At 37.9% G+C, this 18,464-nt stretch carries 16 protein-coding genes; 15 read left to right on the top strand and 1 reads right to left on the bottom strand.

Annotated features, from left to right (window positions below):
* The first annotated feature begins 2 nt into the window (after nt 1–2).
* The 15 genes from ACIPK1_RS14190 (at nt 3) to ACIPK1_RS14120 (ending at nt 18,011) form a co-directional block, all read left to right on the top strand.
* Nucleotides 3–1,196: a pyridoxal phosphate-dependent aminotransferase gene (locus ACIPK1_RS14190; RefSeq protein WP_008381156.1), complete on the top strand. Its 1,194-nt coding sequence runs from the start codon at nt 3–5 to the stop codon at nt 1,194–1,196.
* Between the two features lie 43 nt (nt 1,197–1,239).
* Nucleotides 1,240–2,538, top strand: coding sequence for an asparagine--tRNA ligase (asnS, locus tag ACIPK1_RS14185; RefSeq protein ID WP_005236932.1), 1,299 nt, complete (start codon nt 1,240–1,242; stop codon nt 2,536–2,538).
* 267 nt (nt 2,539–2,805) lie between these two features.
* Nucleotides 2,806–3,594 carry a glycosyltransferase family 2 protein gene (locus ACIPK1_RS14180; protein ID WP_400451206.1) on the top strand — a complete coding sequence of 263 codons (789 nt, stop codon included), beginning with the start codon at nt 2,806–2,808 and terminating at the stop codon, nt 3,592–3,594.
* Entirely contained in the window at nt 3,594–4,424 is an 831-nt protein-coding gene (locus tag ACIPK1_RS14175) for a glycosyltransferase (protein WP_400451204.1), read from the top strand. Before ACIPK1_RS14180 ends, ACIPK1_RS14175 begins: the two co-directional genes overlap by 1 nt.
* Nucleotides 4,421–5,125, top strand: a complete 705-nt coding sequence (locus ACIPK1_RS14170) for a glycosyltransferase family 2 protein (RefSeq protein WP_400451202.1) — start codon at nt 4,421–4,423, stop codon at nt 5,123–5,125. Before ACIPK1_RS14175 ends, ACIPK1_RS14170 begins: the two co-directional genes overlap by 4 nt.
* Before the next feature lie 106 nt (nt 5,126–5,231).
* Nucleotides 5,232–6,098 carry a glucose-1-phosphate thymidylyltransferase RfbA gene (gene rfbA, locus ACIPK1_RS14165; protein WP_060792921.1) on the top strand — a complete coding sequence of 289 codons (867 nt, stop codon included), beginning with the start codon at nt 5,232–5,234 and terminating at the stop codon, nt 6,096–6,098.
* A gap of 15 nt (nt 6,099–6,113) precedes the next feature.
* Nucleotides 6,114–6,686: a dTDP-4-dehydrorhamnose 3,5-epimerase gene (gene rfbC / locus ACIPK1_RS14160; RefSeq protein WP_400451200.1), complete on the top strand. Its 573-nt coding sequence runs from the start codon at nt 6,114–6,116 to the stop codon at nt 6,684–6,686.
* A gap of 12 nt (nt 6,687–6,698) precedes the next feature.
* The gene (gene rfbB / locus ACIPK1_RS14155; protein WP_060792923.1) at nt 6,699–7,727 is read left to right on the top strand and encodes a dTDP-glucose 4,6-dehydratase; all 1,029 of its coding nucleotides are present in this window, start codon (nt 6,699–6,701) and stop codon (nt 7,725–7,727) included.
* Nucleotides 7,728–7,769: 42 nt separating this feature from the next.
* Nucleotides 7,770–8,621: a dTDP-4-dehydrorhamnose reductase gene (gene rfbD / locus ACIPK1_RS14150; protein WP_400451198.1), complete on the top strand. Its 852-nt coding sequence runs from the start codon at nt 7,770–7,772 to the stop codon at nt 8,619–8,621.
* 16 nt (nt 8,622–8,637) lie between these two features.
* Complete coding sequence (locus ACIPK1_RS14145; RefSeq protein ID WP_042890413.1) at nt 8,638–9,804, top strand: nucleotide sugar dehydrogenase; 1,167 nt, start codon at nt 8,638–8,640, stop codon at nt 9,802–9,804.
* A 209-nt stretch (nt 9,805–10,013) separates the two neighbouring features.
* Nucleotides 10,014–10,814 carry an ABC transporter permease gene (locus ACIPK1_RS14140; RefSeq protein ID WP_061053935.1) on the top strand — a complete coding sequence of 267 codons (801 nt, stop codon included), beginning with the start codon at nt 10,014–10,016 and terminating at the stop codon, nt 10,812–10,814.
* 1 nt (nt 10,815) lies between these two features.
* Complete coding sequence (locus ACIPK1_RS14135; RefSeq protein WP_400451196.1) at nt 10,816–12,057, top strand: ABC transporter ATP-binding protein; 1,242 nt, start codon at nt 10,816–10,818, stop codon at nt 12,055–12,057.
* A gap of 36 nt (nt 12,058–12,093) precedes the next feature.
* The gene (locus tag ACIPK1_RS14130) at nt 12,094–15,165 is read left to right on the top strand and encodes a rhamnan synthesis F family protein (RefSeq protein WP_400451194.1); all 3,072 of its coding nucleotides are present in this window, start codon (nt 12,094–12,096) and stop codon (nt 15,163–15,165) included.
* A complete protein-coding gene (locus ACIPK1_RS14125) occupies nt 15,165–16,736 on the top strand; it encodes a DUF2142 domain-containing protein (protein WP_400451193.1) in 1,572 nt (523 codons plus the stop codon). Before ACIPK1_RS14130 ends, ACIPK1_RS14125 begins: the two co-directional genes overlap by 1 nt.
* 21 nt (nt 16,737–16,757) lie before the next feature.
* A complete protein-coding gene (locus ACIPK1_RS14120) occupies nt 16,758–18,011 on the top strand; it encodes a glycosyltransferase family 4 protein (protein WP_061053938.1) in 1,254 nt (417 codons plus the stop codon).
* 122 nt (nt 18,012–18,133) lie between these two features.
* Here the strand turns inward: ACIPK1_RS14120 and ACIPK1_RS14115 are convergent.
* A partial coding sequence (locus ACIPK1_RS14115) for a transposase (RefSeq protein WP_400451192.1) occupies nt 18,134–18,464 on the bottom strand: 331 nt, incomplete at its 5' end.

Genomic DNA, 18,464 nt, shown 5'->3' with positions numbered 1-18,464 from the left:
ACATGGTACTTTCAAAAAGAGCAGAAAAATTAGAACCCTCCGCTACGTTAGCGGCATCTGCTAAGGCAAAAGCATTAGCAGACCAAGGTGTAGACGTATTAAGTCTAACCGTCGGTGAGCCCGACTTTATTACCCCGAAGAACATTCGCCAAGCAGCGATTGCAGCGATTGAGAGCGGCAAAGCTAGTTTTTATACAGCAACTGCTGGGATTCCAGAGCTAAAACAGGCGATTCTTGCTTATATGAAAGAGTTTTATGGTGCTGACTATGATTCAAACCAAGTGATCGTGACAGATGGCGCGAAATTTGCTTTGTATACGTTGTTTCAAGCGCTTCTTGATGAAGAGGATGAAGTACTTATTCCAGTTCCTTACTGGGTCAGTTATGCGGAACAAGTCCGTTTAGCAGAAGGGACACCTGTGTTTGTTGAAGCTAAGCAATCAGCAGATTTTAAAGTTTCTGTTGCTCAATTAGAAGCCGCTCGTACAGAGCAAACGAAAGCCATCATTTTAAACTCGCCTGCCAACCCAACAGGGGCGATATACTCAAAAGAAGAATTAACGGCAATCGGCAACTGGGCAGTGGAAAATAATATTTGGATCATAGCGGATGATATCTATGGTCGTTTGGTTTATAACGGCAATACCTTTACATCAATCGCTAGTCTATCAGAAGAGATCCGCAAACAAACCATCGTGATCAACGGCGTTTCTAAAACCTATTCTATGACTGGGTGGCGGATCGGATTTGCTGTCGGCGATGCAAAAATCATCAAAGCGATGGTCGATATCGCTTCCCAAGCTACCAGCAACCCGCCGGCTGCTAGCCAATACGCTGCAGTTGAGGCACTGACTGGTAATCAAGAATCGATCGAAGTGATGCGTCAGGCCTTCGAAGAACGCTTGAACAAACTATATCCGCTAATTGCCGCTATTCCTGGTTTTCAGGTGACGAAACCCCAAGGCGCGTTTTACTTGTTCCCAAATGTCAAAGAAGCCATGACAATGTGCGGCTATCAAACCATTGATGCCTTCGTAGAAGCTTTACTAATGGAAGCCCACGTGGCAGTAGTGACTGGTGCTGGTTTTGGCACACCGGATTATTTACGAATCAGCTATGCAACTGATTGGGACACGTTAGCGGAAGCTACCAAACGAATCCATGATTTTGTTGAAAAGAAGCGCCAAAAAGCTTAAAATGCTCTATGGTGCCTTTATTAATTAGATAGGAGAGAATCAAGTGGAATCTATTCAAATTTTAGATGCAAAAAAACACGTTGGCGAAACCGTTCAAATCGGCGCATGGGTTGCTAACAAACGTTCCAGCGGCAAGATCGCCTTCTTACAACTTCGCGACGGAACAGCGTATTTCCAAGGAATCGTTGTGAAAAGTGAAGTAGGGGAAGAAGTTTTCCAATTAGCGAAAAATTTAAATCAGGAAACTGCCGTACTGGTCACTGGGGAAATCAGGGAAGACAGCCGCTCAAAATTTGGCTATGAAATTGGCATTTCTGGTTTAGAAGTTGTTGGGGAAAGCCATGATTACCCAATCACACCAAAAGAACACGGAACAGATTTCTTGATGGACCATCGTCATTTATGGTTGCGTTCCTCAAAACAACACGCCATCATGCAAATCAGAAACGAAATCATCCGGGCAACGTATGAATTCTTCAACAAGAATGGCTTCATCAAAATCGATCCACCGATCCTAACCGGATCAGCACCAGAAGGAACGACCGATTTATTTGAAACCAACTATTTCGATCAAAAAGCATATCTATCTCAGTCCGGTCAATTGTACATGGAAGCTGCCGCTATGGCGTTTGGCAAAGTCTTTTCTTTTGGACCAACCTTCCGTGCCGAAAAATCAAAGACACGTCGTCACTTGATTGAATTTTGGATGATTGAACCAGAAATGGCCTTTATGCACCAAGAAGAAAGTTTAGAAGTCCAAGAGCAGTACGTGGCATTCTTAGTGCAAAATGTGCTCGATAACTGTGACTATGCGTTAGACGTCTTAGGTCGTGACCGTGAAGTCTTGAAAAAATACACCAAATTACCATTCCCACGAATCTCTTACGATGATGCAGTGGAATTATTACAAAAGAACGGCTTTGATGATATTCAATGGGGCGATGACTTTGGCTCACCACATGAGACCTTTATTGCCAATTCATTCGATCAGCCCGTCTTTATCTTAAACTATCCAAAAGCCATCAAACCCTTCTATATGAAGCCACATCCAACGAGAGAAGATGTCGTGATCTGTGCCGATATGATCGCACCAGAAGGCTATGGCGAGATCATAGGCGGTTCTGAACGTGCTATCGATCATGAATACCTGCTAGAACAAATCCGCGCCCACGGCTTAGACGAAAACGAATACTCATGGTATTTAGACCTACGCAAGTACGGCTCAGTTCCTCACACCGGCTTTGGACTTGGACTAGAACGGACCGTTACCTGGTTATCAGGAATCGAGCACGTAAGAGAATCCATTCCGTTTCCACGGTTGTTGAATCGGATTTATCCGTAATTTAAAAAGATTTTGTGCAAAAGCGTAAACGATTCACTCATCACACCATCCCTTGCTAGAAAGTCTCTAGCGGGGCTGGTGTTTTTATCTGCTCTTGATGATGAGGGATTACTTCAGAAAAGAAGCAAGCAGCAATCCAACGGGCGGCTGGGACTGAACAGAAGAAATCGCTTTGCTTGCCGAGTGTGCTTTTTTTACGCGCGGGGATGTGATATAATAACAAATTGACTAGTATCTCTCATTTTATAACATTAAGGACAATACACTATGGATAATAGAAAAACGAATAAAATAATCATCAGTATTGTGACACATAATAGTCGTGATATATTCAAAACATTGGATCATCTGGAGAAAGAGATAGGAGAGGATCCACGCTTTGAAGTGAAAATATTTGATAATAATTCGAAAGCAGAATACATTGCTAAAATGCAAGACTATCCATTTGTCACTGTCATCTCAGCCAATGAAAATCTTGGATTTGGTCATGGACACAATCAATTATTAATGAATGCAACGCAAGAATACGGATTTATTTGCAATCCTGATATTCTTGTCACGAAAGAATCAATTGAAGGATTATTAAAAAGAATTCAAGAGAATGAAGCAGCTGTCGTAGTTCCTCAGGTTTTGAACGAAGATGGCTCTATTCAGTATTTAGTAAGAAAACGATTAGCTGTATTCGATTATTTCTTGCGATTTATTCCGTTTCATTGGGTAAAAAAAGTATTTAAAAAAAGACTGTCTGCTTATGAGTGCCGTGACCTTCCACAAGATCAAACCAGTTATATCCGAATGGGCTCTGGTTGTTTTATGTTGGTAGAAATCGCTCACTTTAAAGAAATCGGCGGCTTTGACGAACAGTTCTTTATGTATTTTGAAGACAATGATTTGTGTTTGAGATATGAAAAAGCGGGGTACCGCATTTTGTATACGCCCTTTGAAAAAGTCGTGCACTTATACGGTAAAGGAGCTCATAGAAGTGCAAAACTCTTTTTGGTGTTTATGCATTCGATGATGAAATTTTTTAATAAATGGGGTTGGAGGCTGTTTTGATGAACCGTTTATTTGTGACGATCGTAATGTATGAAAGAAGCTGGCAAGAAGCGTCGGCTTCACCGCTTTTGGAAAAAGCGGTGAAGAACCAGCAGATCCAATTGCTGGTTTATGATAACAGTCCACAAAGTCATGATGAGCCTTTTTTTCAGCATCCATTAGTGAGCTATTTCCATGATCCAGCCAATCCCGGTCTCTCCAAAGCATACAATAAAGGGTTTAAGTCTGCGTCTAGGGGCGATTTTGATTTGCTGCTTCTCTTGGACCAAGATACGGAGCTGACAGAAGCCTACCTAAACTTTCTTATGGCTGAGACGATTGGAACTGAAATAGGTGCTGTTGTGCCGCTGATTTACAGTGGCACAACACAGGTATCGCCGGTCTTAGCTGATCGTTACATCAATCGAAATCTGGCATATCCTGCTATTGGTGAGCAAAAACAGCGGATTATGGCAATCAATTCCGGCACCGCAGTCACTCTCGCGGCTATAAAAAAAATCGGCGGATTCAATGATGCTTTTCCACTGGATTTTTTAGATCATTGGCTTTTTCTTCGCTTACATCAAGAAGGCTTTCGGTTTTTGATTGCAAACCAAAAGCTGAATCATGATCTTTCAGTCATGCATTATAAAACGATGACTAGGGAAAGATATGATCAGATTCTTACCAGTGAATCGAAATTCTATAGGGATTTCGATAAAGAAAAGAAAAAGGAACATGAAAAACAGCTTTTTTTTCGAACAATAAAACAAGCACTTTCACCCAAAATGTGCCGATTCAGTCGAAGAACATGGAAAGAATACTTGTCATTTAGGAAGGATCATTTATGATATCAGTATGTGTAGCCACTTATAACGGAGAAAAGTATCTTCAAGAACAGCTGGACAGCATTCTAATTCAACTTGCACCTGATGATGAGCTGATTATTTCGGATGACTTCTCTACTGACAAGACAAGAAATATCCTCGATTCTTATCGCGCAGATCCCCGAATCAAACTTTTGGAAGGACCGCAAAAAGGCATTATCAAAAATTTTGAACACGCAATTAACCAGGCTTCAGGCGATCTGATTTTTTTGGCCGACCAAGACGATGTGTGGCTTCCCGATAAAGTTGCTGATACAAAAGCAAAATTTAATGAAAAAAAAGAGACACAGGTAGTCATTTCTGATTTGAGAATTGTCGATGAGCAGCTTGAACTGATTGAACCCTCCTATTTTGCCTATCGGAATGTGAAAGTCGGATTTTTACGAAATTTACTTAAAAATAAGTACATCGGAGCAGGCATGGCTTTTCGAAGAGAGTTGAAGCCATCTATTCTTCCGTTTCCGCAAGCAATTCCAATGCATGATATGTGGATCGGTGCAATGGCAGGCAACCGTATCGAACTTATCGATAAGCAGTTAACGTTGTATCGAAGACATGAAAAAAATGCTAGTGAAATCAAAACATCCGCTTCATTTGGCCAGCAATTCGTGTGGCGCTGGGGTTTAATCAGAAGCCTGATCATGAGAAAGGTATTTGATAAATAAAAGTTACATTTTCATTTCAAAACTTTGATTTGAATGACAAAGCTTTCTAGAAATGAGATAATGCTGTGGTGAGAAATACAAGTAAATTATTTAAGGAGCGTAATGAATGAAAGGGATTATTTTAGCAGGCGGTTCAGGAACACGCCTTTATCCATTAACAAAAGCAACTTCTAAACAATTGATGCCTATTTATGACAAACCAATGATTTTTTACCCAATGTCTACATTGATGTTGGCGGGGATCAAAGAAATTTTAATTATTTCCACTCCTCAAGATACTCCTCGCTTTCAAGAGTTATTCGGCGATGGCAAAGACTTAGGACTGCAAATTGACTATGCAGTGCAGCCAAGTCCTGACGGCCTCGCTCAAGCATTCATTATTGGGGAAAAGTTTATCGGCACTGATAGTGTTTGTTTAGTCTTAGGAGACAATATTTATTATGGCGGCGGTCTATCGAAAATGCTTCAACGAGCTGCTGCAAAAGAATCAGGTGCAACTGTTTTTGGCTATCATGTAAATGATCCTGAACGATTTGGTGTAGTGGAGTTTGATGACGATATGCACGCCTTGTCTATTGAAGAAAAACCTGAGAAGCCGAAATCAAATTATGCTGTAACAGGTCTGTATTTCTATGATAACGAAGTAGTCGAAATAGCCAAGAATATCAAACCGTCTGCGCGTGGAGAATTAGAAATTACCGATATCAATAAAGTTTATCTAGAAAAAAATAAACTTTCTGTTGAAGTCATGGGAAGAGGTTTCGCTTGGCTTGATACAGGAACACATGAAACATTGCTTGAGGCATCTACTTTTATTGAAACGATTGAAAAACGGCAAAACTTGAAAGTTGCGTGTTTGGAAGAAATATCATTCCGAATGGGCTATATCACAAGAGAGCAGTTGGTTGCTTTAGCTGAGCCATTGAAAAAAAATCAGTATGGTCAATATTTATTACGACTAGCTGCTGAATAAAGAGGAGACGCTTTGATGAAAGTTATAGAAACAAAATTGACAGATGTAAAATTAATAGAGATGGACGTTTACGGCGATCATCGAGGTTTTTTTACTGAAAGCTATTCAAAAGAAAAATTTTCAGCACAAGGAATTGACTTTGATTTTGTTCAAGATAACCACTCATTATCTGCTGGAGCAGGTGTGTTAAGAGGCCTGCATTTTCAAAAAGGTGAAGCAGCACAAACAAAATTGATTCGTGTGGTGACTGGTGCGGTACTTGATGTTATCGTAGATATTCGTAAAGGCAGCCCGACCTATGGAGAGTGGGAAGGGTACTTGTTAACCGAACACAACCATCGTCAGTTATTAGTACCTCGCGGATATGCCCACGGGTTTATGACACTGACCCCAAATGTGAACTTCTTGTATAAGTGTGACAACTATTATAATGCTGAAGCTGATGGCGGCATTGCATTTGATGATCCCGATTTGGCAATTACTTGGCCTATAGATGTGAAAAAAGCGATTCTATCAGAAAAAGATAAAAAACATCCAACACTGAAAGAATTTGAAATAGAAAATACATTTGTCTATGGTGAAGTATAAGGAGTGAAAGTGATGAAAAAAATTATTGTAACCGGTGGAGCAGGATTTATCGGCTCTAACTTTGTTCATTATGTGATCAATAATCATCCTGATGTTTTTGTAACAGTTTTAGATAAGCTGACCTATGCGGGAAATAAGAACAATCTTAATGGTCTTCCAAAGAATCGCTTCGAATTAGTTGTCGGCGACATTGCTGATCAGGAGCTGGTAGATAGATTGGTTCAGGATACAGACGCTGTCGTTCATTATGCTGCAGAATCTCATAATGACAACTCGTTGAAAGATCCTTTTCCGTTTGTTCAAACCAACATTATAGGAACGTATACGCTGATAGAAGCATGCCGAAAGTATAATGTAAGATACCATCATGTTTCAACCGATGAAGTATATGGCGATCTTCCTTTGAGAGAAGATCTTCCGGGACATGGCGAAGGAGCGGGAGAAAAATTCACGGACAAAACGCCGTATAACCCATCAAGTCCTTACTCTTCAACAAAAGCTGGTTCCGATCTTTTGGTAAAAGCTTGGGTGCGCTCATTCGGTCTCCAAGCGACGATCTCCAATTGTTCTAATAATTATGGACCTTATCAACACATTGAGAAATTTATTCCTCGACAAATTACCAATATTTTGAGCGGCATCAAGCCGAAATTGTACGGTGACGGGAAAAATGTCCGTGACTGGATTCATACAAATGATCATTCATCAGCTGTGTGGACGATTTTAACAAAGGGACAAATGGGTGAAACGTATCTCATCGGTGCCGATGGTGAAGAGGATAATAAAGCAGTAATTGAACTGATTTTAGAACTAATGGATCAGCCCAAAGACGCGTATGAGCACGTAAATGATCGACCAGGTCATGATTTACGCTATGCAATTGATTCGACAAAATTGAAAGAAGAATTGGGCTGGCAACCGGAATTCACCAATTTCCGAGATGGCTTAGCCGATACGATTGAGTGGTATCGCAACAACGAAGAATGGTGGAAGACAGAAAAAGAAGCGGTAGAGAAAAATTATGCTGCGAATGGACAATAAATAAAAGCAGGGAAACCTGCTTTTTTTGAAGGGATGAGAAATATGATTTTACTGACAGGCGGAAATGGGCAGCTGGGCACGGAGCTGCGACATCTATTAGATGAAAAAGGATTAAAATATGTCTCAACGGATGCCCAGGAAATGGATATTACGGACGAACAAGCAACTCTTGCGTTTATTCAAGAATTAAAACCGACCGTTATTTATCATTGTGCTGCATACACAGCAGTAGATAAGGCGGAAGATGAAGGCAAGGAACTTGATGAAAAAATCAATGTCAACGGGACGGAAAACGTTGCGAAAGCGGCGAAAACGGTAGGAGCAAAGTTTGTTTACATCAGTACTGATTATGTGTTCGATGGAACGAAAAAAGAGGGGGTCTACAAAGAAACAGATAAGCCGAATCCTCAAAATGAATACGGTCGTACAAAATTGCTGGGTGAACAAGCAGTGAAAGATCTTTTAGATGAATACTTCATTATTCGAACTTCATGGGTTTTTGGTAAATATGGACATAATTTTGTATATACAATGAAACGTTTAGCGCAAACGCACCCGCGCTTAACCGTCGTTGATGATCAATATGGCCGTCCAACATGGACCCGAACATTAGCTGAATTTATGGTCTATATTATCGAAAACAATGCAGACTATGGGATCTACCATCTATCAAATGACAATAGCTGTTCATGGTACGAATTTGCCAAAGAAATTCTGAAAGAAACTGATGTTGAGGTTGCACCTGTCACTTCAGCAGAATATCCGCAAAAAGCAAAACGACCACAATACTCGGTGTTGGATCTTACAAAAGCAAAGAATACCGGTTTTGTTATTCCTACTTGGGAAGAAGCATTGGCTGATATGACTGCATCTTTAGAGAAAGAAGAAAACTAGAAAAAGAGGGATCATGATGAAAGTTTCCGTTTTTGGTTTAGGTTATGTAGGATTAGCAAACGCTTTGTTATTGGGGCAAAAAGAAGAAGTACTTGCTTATGATATTGTGGATGAAAAAATCGATCAATTGCAAAAGAACATCTCACCTCTTGAAGACAAAGAAATTCACCAGTTTTTGGAGCGGACAGACTTGTCCGTTCGTTTCACCAAAGCTTTTGATGAAGCAGTTGACTTTGGGGATGTATTAATTATTGCGACGCCTACAGATTACGATGAGCATAAAAACTATTTTGATACGTCGACTGTAGAATCGGTGATTGAAAAAGCGCTGGAGTTGCGTCCAGATGCTGTGTTTATTATTAAATCAACAGTTCCTGTAGGGTATACATTAGATCTTAAAGCACGTTTTAACACAGAGAACATTTTATTTTCACCTGAATTTTTGCGTGAGGGAAAAGCTTTATACGACAATTTGCATCCTTCGAGAATTGTTGTTGGAGAATGCAGTGAGCGAGCGAAAGAGATCGCCGAGATGTTCAAGCGAAATGCATGGGAAAATGAAATTCCCGTTCTTTTAACAAATCCGACTGAAGCTGAAGCAATCAAACTGTTTTCTAACACGTATCTGGCGCTGCGCGTGGCATATTTCAACGAATTAGATACCTATGCGGAAGTGAGGGGACTTGATTCACGACAAATCATTGAAGGCGTCGGACTGGATCCTAGAATCGGCTCCCACTACAACAATCCGTCTTTTGGATACGGCGGCTACTGTCTGCCCAAGGATACCAAGCAGCTCCTAGCTAACTATGATAAGGTTCCGAACAATATCATTCAAGCGATCGTCGAAGCAAATACGACCCGCAAAGATTTCATCGCGGAGCAGATCCTTGATCGACAACCGAAAGTTGTGGGCATCTATCGATTGACTATGAAAGCTCATTCTGATAATTTCCGCTATTCTTCCATTCAAGGAATTATGAAGCGGATCAAAGCCCATGGAATCAACGTAGTAGTATACGAGCCTTCTTTAAAAGAGAAATCCTTCTATAACTCTGAAGTGATTGATGACTTTGAGACGTTTAAAAAGATCTCTGATGTTATTGTAGCAAATCGTATGGAAGATGTACTGCATGACGTAGAAGACAAAGTATACACAAGAGATTTGTTTGAAAGAGACTAAAAACTTTGAGAAAAAGGAGGCCAAATTTCGTTCGTTGAATGCGGCTTTCTTTTTTTCGTTTAATCTGTCAATGAAACATTAATTTTTTTTCTCAATTTTTGAAATGATCTGCTAGAGGTTGAGAAAGAGGGGAATGTCGAGTATACTTTTTAAGGATAGCTTTAAAAAGTTTTACCGTAAAAAAGATTAGTGGAACCTTAAAGGAGAAAATGATGTTCGAGCGTAAAAATAGAATTTTATTGAAAGAATTAGTAAAAACCGATTTTAAACTAAGATATCAAGGAAGTATTATGGGCTATGTTTGGTCTGTTTTGAAGCCCTTGATGTTGTTTACTGTCATGTATGTGGTCTTTGTGCGTTTTCTTAAATTTGGACAAGATGTTCCTCACTTTGAAGTGGCATTACTTTTGGGAACCGTTCTATGGAGCTTTTTTAGCGAAACGACAAATTTAGGTATGTCATCAATCGTCACACGAGGTGATCTGCTTAGAAAACTAAGCTTTCCTACACATATCATTGTTATTGCTGTATCGATCAACGCCTTAATCAATCTAGTAATCAGCCTTGTGATCGTTCTTTTATTTGCGATGATCAATGGAGCGGATATTTCAATCTATGCTTTTTTAGCACCGCTGCTTCTGATTGAACTCTATGCCTTTTCATTGGGCGTGTCTTTTATTTTGGCAACAATCTATGTTAGGTTCCGAGACATTGGACCGATCTGGGAGGTTGTCCTTCAAGCGGGTTTTTACCTTACACCGTTAATTTACCCATTGACACTTGTAATGAATATGGACGTGAACATTGCCAAACTTTTGATGATGAATCCAATGGCTCAAATCATTCAAGATATGCGGCATATCTTAACAAGTACAAGCAATATTACGGTATGGCAATTAATAAATACGAATTGGATCGTCGCAATTCCATATATTTTGCCATGGATCGTATTAGTTGCCGGCTACATGATTTTTAATAAAAATTCGAAAAAATTTGCGGAGATTATTTAATATGAATAATGAAATAGCAGTGAAAGTGGATCATATAGGAAAATCGTTTCGACTTCCTACAGAAAGTACAACGAGTTTAAAAAGAACGATCGTTAATTATTTTAAAGGAATCAAAGGATACAATGAGCAAAAAGTCCTAAGAGATATTTCGTTTCAAGTGAATAAAGGAGATTTCTTTGGAATTGTCGGAAGAAATGGGAGTGGAAAATCAACCTTATTAAAAATTATCTCCCAAATTTATACACCTGAAAAAGGGTCTGTTGAAGTGAACGGAAAATTGGTTTCTTTCATCGAGTTAGGCGTTGGATTCAATCCAGAATTAACTGGGAGAGAGAATGTCTATTTGAATGGCGCTATGCTTGGTTTTTCCGAAAAAGAAGTGGATGGAATGTATTCCGATATCGTTGAGTTTGCGGAATTAACTGAATTTATGAATCAAAAATTAAAGAATTATTCAAGCGGCATGCAGGTTCGGCTTGCGTTTTCTGTAGCGATTCAAGCGAAAAGCGATATTTTAGTCTTAGATGAAGTATTGGCTGTCGGAGATGAAGCGTTCCAAAGAAAATGCAATGACTATTTCATGAAGGCCAAAGATGAGAAAAAGACCATTATCCTCGTGACTCACTCAATGGAATCTGTTCGTAAATACTGTAATAAAGCACTGATGATCGATAAAGGGGAAGTAAAAATCATCGGGACCCCAGATGATGTAGCAAATCAATATTCTTTAGACAATGTTACACAGACGGGGGCCTCCACCGTTATTGAAAAGGAAGAGGTTTTAGAAGAACCACAAAAAGTTGAAACAAAAAGTAAAGAAGAGGAAACAATTCGAAACTTTACAGTAGATTTATTATCTGATGAAATGCTTACCGATGAGAATCGACGAGTAGAGTTTTTGATTTCTTATGAAGTGTTAAAAGATATGGAGACGTATATTGCTTTTTCAATGACAGATATCGATCGCAACATTTGGATGTACAACGACAATTCATATGATGAAATGACAAAAGGTATCGGTAAAAAGACTTTTAAATATGCTTGCGAGTTAAATCATATCAATGAATGCAAATTAAGGTTAGGCGTATCAATTCGAAACGCCGCGGACGAACCATTTGCTTTTTCAGATCAAGAAAATTCACCCGTAATAATCGTTTCTCCAAGAAAAAATCGATCAAAAAGCGAGCGGATCGCCTCAAGCGGTATTTTTACAAGCAATGGAAGCTGGCAGAAGCTTAAGTGATCAGAAAAATCTACTTATAGAAAAAGGTGAGTCGTATTGGAACCATTAGTTTCTGTGATTATAACTTGTTATAATCATGAAAAATATGTTGGTCAGTGTCTGGAAAGTGTATCTTCCCAAACCTATAAACATTTAGAATTAGTGATTATCAATGATGGATCGACAGATAATTCAGATCAGATTATTAGAGATTATTTATCACATGTTTCGCTAAAACATGAGTATTTGGTTCAAGAAAACCGAGGCGTTTGTGTGACACGAAATAAAGGACTTGAGCGAGCTGTCGGAAAATACCTATTATTTGTCGACAGTGATAATTATCTAGATAATCAATATATTGAAAAGCTAGTTGAAACTGCCGAAAAAGAAGAAGCAGATATTGTATATACTGATCTTGTAAATGTTGAAACAGGTGAGTTGTTTATGGAAGCCAAACCATTCCAATTGGAAGAGTTTCTTTCTAGTAACTTTATTGATAATTGCTCGTTGATAAGAAAAGAAATTGTTGGTCAGCTAACATATGATTTAGCGTTAAACAGAAAAAAATTAGTCGACTATGACTTTTTTATGCGACTGATTCTTACCAACCATGCGAAAGCTGTTAAATGTTCTTCCACAAAATTAAATTATCGAGTGCTACAAGAATCAATATCAAGGAAAGGGCAGCATGGGACCGAAAAATTTTATTATGAGATTTATCTTTATCTCCTGAGCAAGCATCAGGAACAATATCCACAACTGGTTCTTTCAGCAATTAAGAATAATATCATGCAACTGGAAGACCGAAACGAAGAATTAATCAATCATCTTGCAGATTTGACTAATTATATAAAACAACAAAACAAAGATAATGAATTATTGCTTGCAGAAATTAGTGAATTAAAAGTATCAGTGGAAGACTTAAACAATGAAAAACAGGCGATAGATCAGCGATTACTTGAAGAAAATCTTGAAAAAAATGACTTGCAAAATCAGAATTTATCTATGGCGCAATTAATTCAGTTGCTGGAAAACGATAAACAAGCGTTGATGTCATCTAAGTCATACAGGGTTGGTAAACTTATTGTGAAGCCTTTCAGTTATGGACTAAGATTTTTAAGAAATCCTAGTAAAGGATTAGTACTTGTTGATAAAGCAAAACAAAAGTTATTGGTTAAACTCAGAAAAATCCCTAATTTGCAATTTTTAGTTTTATCTAGCAAACGAAAAACAACACGCAAAAAAAATGTTTATCAAAATCCAAAAAGAGTATTGGTATATGTTATCTATGAAAGCCAATCCCAGTTGCAAGAGTATAAACTCATTTTTCTTTCCTCATTAGCAGTTTTTTCAGAAAAAGTATTAATCGTAGTGAATGGTAAATTACCGGAGTCTGACTTAGAAAAGCTTCGTAAGTTTGGGGAGGTCGTTCTTAGATCTAATGATGGATATGATACGGCAGCCTTTAAAAACGGTATCGATTTTCTTGGCGAAAAGGAATTAAGTAAGTATGATGAATTGTTATTGGTGAATGATACGAATGTTGGTCCAGTCTCAGATTTAACAGAAGCATTTAATAAAATGGCAGCTAAAAAACTTGATTTCTGGGGAGTTTCTTATGGAGAAGAACAACCTGATTTTACCAAGTATAACAAGTATGGATATATCCCTATTCATTTACAGTCCTATTTTTTAGTAATTGAGAAATCAATGTTTCACGATCCATCATTTTATGACTATTGGAAAAATCTTGGAGATACGAACTCAAGAGAAAAAGCAATCGGAAAGCATGAAACGGTTTTTACAAAACATTTCAGCGACTTGGGCTTTAAACACGGGGCTTTAACCGAAAAGAATACGGATAGTCCAATGTATATCCATCCCCTTCAAATGGTTCGAGAGGGTGTACCTATCGTTAAATACACAGCTTTTGCAAACGATACAGACGAGAAATTTGCTTGGCAAGGACTTCAGAGGAAAACAGAAGTTCCTGAATTAATTGAATATATTAGAAATGAAACGGAGTATCCAGGTGCTGTGATCGATCAAATCATGGAGGATATCAAAAATAAAAAGCACAAAGAACATATTCTCATAATAGATGGTGTCGAAAATGCAATTCCGCAGTTAACAAAATACCGTGTACAAAATAAGATTGAACAGTTAAAAAACCTAGGCTTTGATGTCTGGCATGTTAATCTTTCTACATTTCAAATGGGATTAGCTGAGCACGCAAGTCATATCATTATCTACCGTGCACCATATGATGAGCGATTAGCAGAACTGATTCGTTTAGCAAGAAAGTACCATAAACCTGTGCTGTATGATATTGACGATTTAGTGATCGATACCAAGTACACGGATCAGTTGACGTACGTCCAAAATCTTACAAAAGTTGAAAAAAATAATTACGATAGCGGCGTTATCAGTTACAAAAAAATGATGCTTATGTGTGATGGGGCGATAGCTTCCACAGGTGTCTTAAAAGAGGAACTTCTGAATTATCACCAGAACGTACTGCTTAATCGAAATCTTGCGAACCAAGAGTTGGTGGCGATCAGTCATGATGCAGTTGAAAATAAGATGGAAGATAGTACAAAGGTGAAAATCGGGTACTTTTCGGGATCTATCACCCATAATGAGAATTTCGAATTGATTAAGCCTGCTATTCTAGAAATCTTAGAAACTTTTCCGCAAGTGGAATTGCATTTAGTTGGGCATTTAGATGTCCCGAAAGAAATGGAAAGGGTAGAATCGCAACTGGTCATTCATCCATTTGTTGATTGGAAAGAATTGCCGAAACTGATTTGCCAAGTGGACATTAATTTAGCACCGCTGGTACATTCGATTTTTAATGAGGCAAAGTCTGAAATCAAATGGATGGAGGCTGCTTTAGTGAAAATACCTACATTGGCAAGTGAAATTGGTGCTTTTAAAGAGATGGTAACGCACAACAGAAACGGCATACTCGTCAAGGATAATGAGTGGTTCAACCAATTAGAAAAAGTGATAAACGATAAGACTTTTAGAGAAACTATCGGTGAGAATGCTTATAATTACGTAATTAAAAATTGTACAACATCAGAGCATGAAGATGAACTAAGTGCTTTTTTAAGGAGTATCCATTAATGCTATTTATTAAAAACAATCTAATTGAACTAAAAAAGAATTACAAGCTGCTTATTCTTTTTCTATTCATTCTTTTGACTGCTCAGTTTTTCTTACAATATATAGAATTAACTTGGCCTAAACTGTATATTGTTTTGGCCTTAGCAGCTGCTATACTCTTACTGATAGTTTCAAGAATAAGTGATGAAACGAAAATCGCCAGAAATGCGTTTGTCTTAATTTTTATTGCTGGTACATTAAATGCACTGATTCTACCAATTCGACAAAACTATGACGAGAATACGCATTATTACCACGCATTAGAAGTAGCAGATGGAAAAGTCAGAAATCAAACAGATGAAAGAAATTTTCTTGCCATATCCCCGGATTTCTTAGCTATTACCAAATTACCTAGTAAACCCGAGTATGGAAATGAACTGAATACTAATCTTTACCACAAAGAATTCCTTGAAATTGAATCTATTCCCTCTACCTATAATGAAGACTGGCTTGAAAAAAGCGGGTTTAATAATCCCGCTTATATACCAAGTGCTATAGGCATAACCATTGGACGATTATTCTCGCAAAGAGTATCTGTTCACTATTATTTAGGGAGAATTTTTAATGTTCTGTTTTATGCATTGTTGGCTTTTTGGGCTATAAAGGTAAGCAAAGTTTATAAATTAGCGCTTTTCGTTGCAGCTACGACCCCATTTGCCGTATGGATCTCATCTGGTTTTACCTACGATAATCTTTATTATGGTCTAGTACTATTGATATTGGCTCAATTCACCAATTTTTTTGTTGGTGAACGCGAAGTTAATTTTCGAAAAATCATACTTTATATGCTTACTTGCCTTGGGCTGGTTTTTTGTAAGGCACCAGTGATTCTGTTGGCTGCACTGCCTTTATTTGTGCCTGCAAAATATTTTGATACGAGGAAAACAAAAAAAATTACGGTTTTTGCAGTACTTCTATGTTTTTCATTAGGCTTTTTATGGTTGATGAACGGTGCGATTTTCCATCTATTCGAGGATGTTCCTGCAGCTAATACTGTCGCAGTGGATGAAAATGAAGATGTTCTTTCGTATTTAATCAGTAATATTGGATACACAATTACTTTGTTTTTACGATCATATTCGGATGTAATTGCTTCTATCGGTTATTTTCTGAAGAATCCAATGCCATACTTTATGGCTAGTGAAGCCGCGGGGTTCATCAATTTGATAAACTATACTTTGATGATTACTCTTTCTGCTATGCTTATTAAAATCACTATCCCTAAGAAGACACGTGTGCTTACTTTGGCTACTTTTTTTGTGATTATTTCAGGAACGATCTTGGCAATAACAGGTGATCCACGAGTATTTTCAATTGGTGATTTAAGAGTCCCAGGTGTACAAGGCAGGTATCATTTTTATTTACTCGCATTCCTGCCGTTATTTCTAGGGCCTATTCTTAATAAACTAGGCTTTGAAAGTGAAAAGGTAATGAGTCATTTGGATTCAAATAAAATTACTAGCTTTTGCGTTAAAACAATCTATGTCATTACATTTTTTAATTCTTGTGTCGCACTGTATGGCTATTTATAAGAATAAGAAAAGGAGATTTTAATGAGAAAAATATTATTCCTTTCACCAACTGGCACAATGGACAACGGGGCAGAAATTTCAATATTTAATTTAATGAAATATCTAGTTGAGCAAGGATATGAAGTAGTAAATATTGCACCGGTTAGTGGAGACGTCGAAGTAAATGACTACTCGCGAATTTTTGAAAGTAATGGGATCAAATGTTTTTTAGTTTCAAATCAACGGTGGTGGTGGGAGGATGCACCAGGAATGTTATTTGGAAGTGAAGAACAACGAGCGGCATCTTTTAGAAATACTATCGATCTCATTGCAAAAAAGATAGACGAGTTTGATATTGAGTTGGTAATCACAAATACAGCAAACATGTTCCAAGGTGCGATGGCGGCGGCTGTTCAAGACGTTTCTCATATCTGGTTAATTCATGAATTTCCTTCCGGCGAATTTGCTTACTACAAGGATAAAATTGAGTTTATAGAAGAATTTTCTGATGAAATTTTTGCTGTTAGAGGCGAGTTGAGCAATAATTTGCAAGAGCTGTTTACAAGGAAAAAAATTAAATCATTCGCTCCCTACACAGAGTTAGAACAAGTTTCCCTTAAAAAGGGAGATGTTCAAAGAATCGTTTCAGTAGGACGTATCAACCCAAGAAAAAATCAATTAGAATTAATTAAAGCATATCATCAGTTGAACAGGTACGATATTGAGTTGGTTTTTATTGGTGCATGGGATGATGAGTATAAAGAAAAATGTCTCGATTATATCAAAAAAAATCGTTTAAAAAATATAACTTTTCTAGGAAATGTAGACAATCCATGGGAGCATGTGACATCGAAAGATATATGCGTTTTTTCTTCAGCAATGGAAACATTCGGTTTAGTTTATGTTGAGGCTCTTTTAAACGGTGTACCAGTTATTATATCCAATAATCCAGGGCACATGTCAGCATATGATTTTTTTAATCACGGTTGTGTCTATCCATTAGGTGATATAGATAAATTAGTAGAAATGATCCGCGTTCGATTAGATAACTTTGATGACTTCAAAAGCGAAACAGTCAATTTCTCCGTTGAAGCAAAAGAGAAGTACCAGATTTATTATGTTTATCAAGACTTAATCGAAGCGATCGATTCCGTAACTGCTTCGCCAAAAGCGATTCGCCATATAAAATCTTTATTGACCTTAAATGAAAAAAAGAGCAAACTGGCGCAATTTGAGTATCAAACGAGAAGTTTCCTGCAAAGAGTTAAGTATAAAATAAGGAAAAGCTTTAAATAAAGTTCAAATGATTCTAAGTAAAAAGACAAGGCCGACAACAGGCTCTTTGTCAATAAGGACTGATGAGTTGTGCAAAATCAAATCTGGGTCAGAATGAACCACATTCTGGCTCAGATTTTTTGTTATCTTACATTGATTAATTGATTGATCAAAAAGATTCTAATTCTCATGTTCTCGAATGATTTAAATCCGTAGGATACTCGTTTCATTGACTTTATGTGGGTATTCTTCGCTTCTATTTTTCCATTGGAATAAGGATAGATCATTGCGTTGGTGATGCCTTCTTCATAAGTCAGAAGGTTTTGAAGCTTCTCCCGAAAGCCGTCATCTAACGTTTCGGGAAGTTCTGCCAATATGCAGAAAAATAAGTCAGGGTCTTTGTCTCGAAAGGCTTCAACTAATTCATGAAAAAAGGGATACGCCTCCTTCAGGGGCGTAGAAAACTCAAGCAAT

The sequence above is a fragment of the Enterococcus sp. NPDC086594 genome, assembly GCF_044746145.1.
Classification (GTDB): Bacteria; Bacillota; Bacilli; order Lactobacillales; family Enterococcaceae; genus Enterococcus_D; species Enterococcus_D entomosocium.
Note: the sequence above shows the minus strand (reverse complement) of the source record. Positions and strands in the feature narration are given on the sequence as shown.

What these genes read in the sequence shown, in the direction of transcription:
- ACIPK1_RS14145 (WP_042890413.1), top strand. Translation starts at nt 8,638, where the DNA reads ATGAAAGTTTCCGTTTTTGGTTTAGGTTATGTAGGATTAGCAAACGCT.
- ACIPK1_RS14125 (WP_400451193.1), top strand. Translation starts at nt 15,165, where the DNA reads ATGCTATTTATTAAAAACAATCTAATTGAACTAAAAAAGAATTACAAG.
- rfbA (WP_060792921.1), top strand. Translation starts at nt 5,232, where the DNA reads ATGAAAGGGATTATTTTAGCAGGCGGTTCAGGAACACGCCTTTATCCA.
- ACIPK1_RS14120 (WP_061053938.1), top strand. Translation starts at nt 16,758, where the DNA reads ATGAGAAAAATATTATTCCTTTCACCAACTGGCACAATGGACAACGGG.
- ACIPK1_RS14170 (WP_400451202.1), top strand. Translation starts at nt 4,421, where the DNA reads ATGATATCAGTATGTGTAGCCACTTATAACGGAGAAAAGTATCTTCAA.
- ACIPK1_RS14140 (WP_061053935.1), top strand. Translation starts at nt 10,014, where the DNA reads ATGATGTTCGAGCGTAAAAATAGAATTTTATTGAAAGAATTAGTAAAA.
- ACIPK1_RS14190 (WP_008381156.1), top strand. Translation starts at nt 3, where the DNA reads ATGGTACTTTCAAAAAGAGCAGAAAAATTAGAACCCTCCGCTACGTTA.
- ACIPK1_RS14135 (WP_400451196.1), top strand. Translation starts at nt 10,816, where the DNA reads ATGAATAATGAAATAGCAGTGAAAGTGGATCATATAGGAAAATCGTTT.
- rfbB (WP_060792923.1), top strand. Translation starts at nt 6,699, where the DNA reads ATGAAAAAAATTATTGTAACCGGTGGAGCAGGATTTATCGGCTCTAAC.
- ACIPK1_RS14180 (WP_400451206.1), top strand. Translation starts at nt 2,806, where the DNA reads ATGGATAATAGAAAAACGAATAAAATAATCATCAGTATTGTGACACAT.
- rfbD (WP_400451198.1), top strand. Translation starts at nt 7,770, where the DNA reads ATGATTTTACTGACAGGCGGAAATGGGCAGCTGGGCACGGAGCTGCGA.
- ACIPK1_RS14175 (WP_400451204.1), top strand. Translation starts at nt 3,594, where the DNA reads ATGAACCGTTTATTTGTGACGATCGTAATGTATGAAAGAAGCTGGCAA.
- rfbC (WP_400451200.1), top strand. Translation starts at nt 6,114, where the DNA reads ATGAAAGTTATAGAAACAAAATTGACAGATGTAAAATTAATAGAGATG.